Source organism: bacterium, from assembly GCA_029210965.1.
Classification (GTDB): Bacteria; BMS3Abin14; BMS3Abin14; order BMS3Abin14; family BMS3Abin14; genus JALHUC01.
The window spans coordinates 1-5,823 of sequence record JARGFZ010000073.1 but is presented as its reverse complement, the minus strand read 5'-3'; the positions used below and the strand labels follow the sequence as shown (position 1 = coordinate 5,823).

General features: G+C 51.2%; 5 protein-coding genes. All 5 read right to left on the bottom strand.

Annotated elements, in window-relative coordinates; translation table 11 throughout:
- Window positions 1–119 precede the first annotated feature (119 nt).
- Window positions 120–1,310 (bottom strand): pyridoxal phosphate-dependent aminotransferase, encoded by a 1,191-nt coding sequence (locus P1S59_14095; GenBank protein ID MDF1527362.1) that lies wholly within the window; start codon window positions 1,308–1,310, stop codon window positions 120–122.
- Between the two features lie 259 nt (window positions 1,311–1,569).
- Complete coding sequence (gene pta, locus P1S59_14090; protein MDF1527361.1) at window positions 1,570–2,619, bottom strand: phosphate acetyltransferase; 1,050 nt, start codon at window positions 2,617–2,619, stop codon at window positions 1,570–1,572.
- A 243-nt stretch (window positions 2,620–2,862) separates the two neighbouring features.
- Window positions 2,863–3,351, bottom strand: coding sequence for a pantetheine-phosphate adenylyltransferase (coaD, locus tag P1S59_14085; protein MDF1527360.1), 489 nt, complete (start codon window positions 3,349–3,351; stop codon window positions 2,863–2,865).
- Window positions 3,352–3,915, bottom strand: a complete 564-nt coding sequence (gene rsmD / locus P1S59_14080) for a 16S rRNA (guanine(966)-N(2))-methyltransferase RsmD (protein MDF1527359.1) — start codon at window positions 3,913–3,915, stop codon at window positions 3,352–3,354. It lies immediately after the preceding gene.
- Window positions 3,916–4,084: 169 nt separating this feature from the next.
- Window positions 4,085–5,149, bottom strand: a complete 1,065-nt coding sequence (locus P1S59_14075; GenBank protein ID MDF1527358.1) for a M42 family metallopeptidase — start codon at window positions 5,147–5,149, stop codon at window positions 4,085–4,087.
- Window positions 5,150–5,823: the final 674 nt, after the last annotated feature.

The following is a 5,823-nucleotide window of genomic DNA, read 5'->3' as shown; positions in this document are numbered from 1 at the left end:
TCAATGACTTACGGTGCGAGTCATTGATTTGGGCGCCCCGCGCGGGGCGCATTGATGACTTTTTGCGAAGTCATCAACTGTTAACCGTTAACTGTAAACGGTGTACTGCGTTCGCTGCTTTAATCCAACCCTCCGATAGCGGCCTCTATTCGATCCAAACCCTTTTCGATATTTTCCATGGCGATGGCGTAGGACAGCCGCGCGTAATCATCGGCCCCGAAAGCTATACCCGAAACGATGGCAACTTTGGCCTCATCGAGCAGGTAGTCCGCAAAGTCGTTGGACCCCTCAATAGACTTCCCACTAAACTTACGCCCATATAAACCGGAAAAGTTCGGGAACACGTAAAACGCGCCCTGGGGCTTGAAGCAGGTTACTCCATCCATGGAGTTCAATCTGTCATATATATAGTTACGCCTTTTGTCGAACTCGGTCACCATGGTGTCGATGAAATCCTGGGGTCCGTTAAGAGCCTCCACAACCGCAGGCATTATAAAAGACACGGGGTTGGAAGTGCTCTGGCTTTGTATTTTGCTGATGGCGCCTACGATATCTACGGGACCTGCGGCATATCCGATCCTCCAGCCGGTCATGGAATAGGCTTTTGAAAGCCCGTTGACAAGGATCGTTCTCTCCATCATTCCTGGAAGCTGGGCAATGCTGGTAAATTCAAAATCGTCATAAATGATCTTCTCGTATACTTCGTCAGATATAACAACGAGATCCTTATCCCTGGCGAACTGAGCTATCTCCTCGAGCTGTTCTCTTGTTGCCGCCCCTCCGGTAGGGTTACTGGGGCTGTTTATAACGAGAGCTTTTGTTTTTGAGGTCGTGGCCTTTTCCAGTTCAGAGACGGTGGGGATAAAGTTGTTCTCTTCCTTTGTCTCAACTATGACAGGCTCGGCGCTGGCAAGGACTACCTGGTCTGGATATGACACCCAATAGGGGGCAGGTATCAGGACCTCGTCACCCTCCCCTACCAGGGCCTGAAAAACATTGTACAGTGTATGTTTGGCGCCGCAGGAGATGACGATCTGGTTCCGGGCATAGTCGAGACCCTGGTCTTTTTTGAGTTTTCCTGCCACCGCATCCCTGGCCTCATTCGTACCAGGTACCGGGGTGTACTTTGTATTACCGGCCAGCAGCGATTTGATACACGCCTGCTTGATATTGTCTGGAGTGTCGAAATCAGGTTCACCTGCTCCGAAACCGACGACATCCATACCATCGGCCTTCATCTGATTGGCCTTCGCTGTTATGGCAAGTGTCGGTGACGGTTTAATCCCTTTAACCCTTTTAGAAAGTTCCATTTTGTTGCCCCCTATTTCCTTGAGTGTTTAGGCCGAGTAAATGGCCAGAAAAAATTACCCGGAATTTCAGATTACGAATTCCTGATTCCAAAATTCAAATAGCAGCTTAAGGTTCTAAATACCAGATACTTGATTTGATCCAAGGTCCAAAATCCAAGAGCCAAGGTTAAAAGCATTTGATCTCATTCTGCGTCCGGCGTTCTGTGTTCTGCGTGCTGATATCCCTTTGGACTTTGGACATTGGACTTTGGACTATCTATTACCCCCATTTTGCCTGAATCGAGGTCAGTGCTATGACGTTGACGATGTCGTCTACCCGGCATCCCCTGGAAAGATCGTTCACGGGTCGACTGAGCCCCTGGAGTATCGGGCCGATGGCCCGGGTGTTGGCAAGACGCTCAACCAGTTTGTAGGCGATATTACCCGAATCCAGGTCAGGAAATACCAGAACATTTGCCCGACCTTCAAGGGGGCTGTCCGGCACCTTCATTTCCGCCACACCAGGAACGATAGCCGCATCCAACTGGATCTCCCCATCTACCACAAGATCCGGTTCTCTCTCCCTTACCATCCTGGCAGCTTCCCGCACCTTATCAACCCGGGGATGCTGTGCGCTCCCGTGGCTGGAAAAGGACAGCATTGCCACCCTGGGTTCGAAGCCGAGAAAGAAAACACCGCTCCTGGCAGCGGAGATGGCTATCTGTGCAAGCTGAGACGAAGTTGGGTCGGGGACGATCCCGCAATCGGCAAAAATGAAGACACCCTTTTCACCGAATTCGGCCACCGGCATAACCATGATAAAGCAGCTGGATACAACCTCGACACCTGGGGCTTTACCCAGGATACGAAGGGCACTGCTCACCACCTGACCGGTTGTCGTAACCGCTCCTGCCACAAGACCATCCGCCAATCCGATACTCACCATCATGGTTCCCATGACGACCGGGTTTGAGAACTCTTCGTCAGCCTCTTCCCGGGTTTTCCCCTTCCTAGCTCTGAGAACGGCGTAGGAGGCCTTCAGCTCATCGTACTCGTAAATTGTTTTGGGATCGACGATGTGGAGGTGGTCCTGGTCTAACCCCGCACGGGACGCTGAGATGCGGATCTTCTCTTCATCACCTATCACGGTGGTTTGTGCCAGCCCGTCAGAATCAGCTATGACAGCCGCTTCTAGAACCCTCGGGTCTCCGCCTTCAGGCAGGATAACCCTGGAAGCAGCCTCCCGTGCGCGGTCTTTAAGAGCACAAATGATATCATCGCCGAGGCGCATTGGTGCACCATCAGGATGTTTCCCGTCAGGATCATCCACGTTCAGCACCCCCTATCATTTCCCATATCAGGCTCATCGTGGCAATGAGTACCTGCGAATGAACCTTGATTTCTCACAACCGATCGCTTGCTTCGGTCAAGCTCCACGTTTCAAGTTCCAGGTTCAACTCTTTTCACCACCCGTTCGTCACTCACTACAAGAGTGTGACTCTGTGGTGAAAAACATCGCATTTATAGCAACCGTTGTTTAACCCAGGTACGCATTAGCGGTAAGAACCAGATATCACACAATGCTAAAGCGCTTCCTGAGTTCCTTATCTACAGCGGATGGGACCAAAGTGCTCACGTCGCCGCCGAGGCTGGCTATCTCCTTTACAAAACTGGAACTCAGGTAGGCGTATTCCTCACTGCTTATCATGAAAAAGGTTTCGATCCTCTTTTCCAGCCTCCGGTTCATCAGTGCCATCTGGGATTCATACTCAAAGTCGGAAACGGCTCTCAGACCGCGAAGAATGATCTTGGCTCCGTGCTTCCTGACGATCTCAACAAGCAGGCCCTGAAACGGTTCGACCTGAACGTTGGGACACAGATCGTTGATACCCTCCCGGACCATACGGACCCTCTCCTCCATGGAAAACATGCACACTTTCCTGGTATCGGCGGCGACCAGCACGATAACTTTCGGGTAGATAAAGGCCGCTCGTTTAATGAGATCAACATGTCCATTAGTGATGGGGTCGAAAGTCCCCGGGTAGATGGCTACAGTCTTCAATCAGGCCTCCTGAGTATTTTTGAATCGAAGAAAGGTGACACCTATGTTGCCATACTTCCTGGCATCCACCTTGTCCAGATTGGCAGGAATAGGCTCAGGAACTCTATCCGGAGCATGCTCCAGGATAATCAGACACCTTTTCAAGGGTTTAGCATGTTTGGAAATCGCCAGCAAGGTCAAAGTCCCCAGATCACCTCTATAGGGGGGGTCTGCAAAAACCAGATCAACGATATCCTCCGGATCTATTGCCTCAAGGTACAAGATCGCCGATCGGCTGACAACCTCAGACCTGTCCCTGCATCGGCACATCTCAATATTCGTGTTCAAACACCGGAGTGCTGCGGGATCTGTTTCCACAAAGACCGCCTTTCCGGCCCCCCGGCTCAGGGCTTCCAGGCCCATCGCCCCTGTTCCCGAATACAGATCCAGGACCCGGGCATCTACCACCACATCGCCCACGATGGAGAAGATCGCTTCCCTGACCCGGTCGGAGGTGGGACGGGTTTTCGTCCCTTTCGGGCTGGAAAGTTTTCTTCCTTTGGCGGTGCCGGTGATTATGCGCATGGGAAATTCAACCCCAAAGTCCAAGGACCAAGGACCAAACAGATGACAATCCAATGCGTTTAATTTTCAAGGGAAAGCAGCGATCCATACTAGTATGCTCCCGCATTTTATCTTTGGACTTTGAACCCCTGTTCAAGCCGGGGGCAGGCATTGGGCTTTGGAGTATCTCTTAAAATGGAGTCATATCCTCCCCGGGTTTCAGGGATTCAATGTAGGCCGCAATCAGCTTGGCAGTGTTTTCAAGGTCACCGAGGTGAACCATTTCCACAGGGGTGTGCATATACCGGTTCGGTATGCTGACAAGACCGGTGGCAACCCCGCTGCGCGTCATCTGAATGACGTTGGCATCGGTGCCGGTGGCCCTCGGTGCCGGCTCAACCTGATAAGGGATCTTGCCCGCCTCCGCCAGCTTGACCAGCCGGCTGTATATCTTGGGGTTTATATTCGGGCCTCTTGCGAGAACTGGTCCCTTACCCAGAGAAATCTCCCCCAGCTGTTTTTTATCGCTGTCAGGATGGTCCGAAGCGAAGGTCACATCGATGGCGATCCCGATGTCGGGATCGATCCCGTGGGCGCTCGTCTTGGCACCTCTCAAACCCAGCTCCTCCTGAACTGTTGAAACAGCAAAAACGGAGGCCTTGATCTTCCGCCCTTTTAGAAGTCTTAAAACCTCCGACACTGTAAAGCTTCCCGCCTTGTCATCAAACCCTCTTCCGATAACGCAGCTGCCGTTAAGGATCTCAAAACCATCCATAAAGGTTACAGGATCTCCCAGGGCAACCTTTTTTCCCACCTCCTTGCGGTCCTTGGCGCCAATATCGATCCAGAGCTGGTGCCACTCAAGCTTCTGGTTGTTTCTGTCCTGAGGGGCCATCAGGTGGACAGGTTTTTTCCCTATAACACCCATGACCGGTCCCCCCGCTGTGTGGATGACCACCCGCCTGGCAGGCGCAAGGTGAATATCCACACCACCAATGGTAACAAAAGAGATATAACCCTCATCAGAGATGTATTTGACCATGAAACCCACCTCGTCGGTGTGCCCGGCCAGCATGACCCTCGGGCTGCCCCCGGGGTTCAGAACAGCGATAGTGTTGCCGTTAACATCCACCTTCACCTCATCGGCAAAGGGTGAGGTCCTGTCCTTCCAAACCTTCTGGGCCGGTCCCTCAAATCCGGACGGGCTGGGGGCCGCAACGAGATCTCTTAGAAAATTGACCGATTCTTTACGCATGGAAGTAGCTCCTTCCAGCCCAAAGGCCATCCACCGTCGCTCTGTGAGCTATGGCGGACAAGAAGCCCAAAGGCCAAAGATGAATTGAATATTTTCAGGTTCCGTACCAATGAACTACCATGGATTAACACTCATGGCATCTAATAATTCCGGCTCCTCAGAGAAGTGAGTATCAGCAAATGAGCCTTGATTTATCACAACCGATCGATCGCTTCGCTCAAGTACTCGCTTCGCTCAGGTTCCACGTTTCAAGTTCCAGGTTCCAAATTCAATCAAAACAAAAAGACTCATCCACCACTGGGTACACAGAGTTTCACGGGGTTAAATCAAGTAATAGTTTTCAAGGCCTCAATTCTTTTTTCACCACCCGTTCGTCACGTCAAGTATGTGACTCACTAGAGAACACTGAGAAAATTGAGAGAACCAAAAAAAGTGAGACTATTCCCTTCACCGAAGCTGTTTGTGCCTTACGACTCGTAATTGAAATGTATTTCTATCCCGTTCTGCAAGGCTCGATCCGCTGATTTCAAAAAAATCCTTCTCCCGCCGGGAGAAGTCAAGTGAAGGGAATATATCATACCCTGTGAAACCCTATGGTGCAGCCTTCATGTGGCTGCACTGTGGTAAATTATCTTTCATCGCTTTTATAGGAATGGTTCCTTAACTCCTAATTA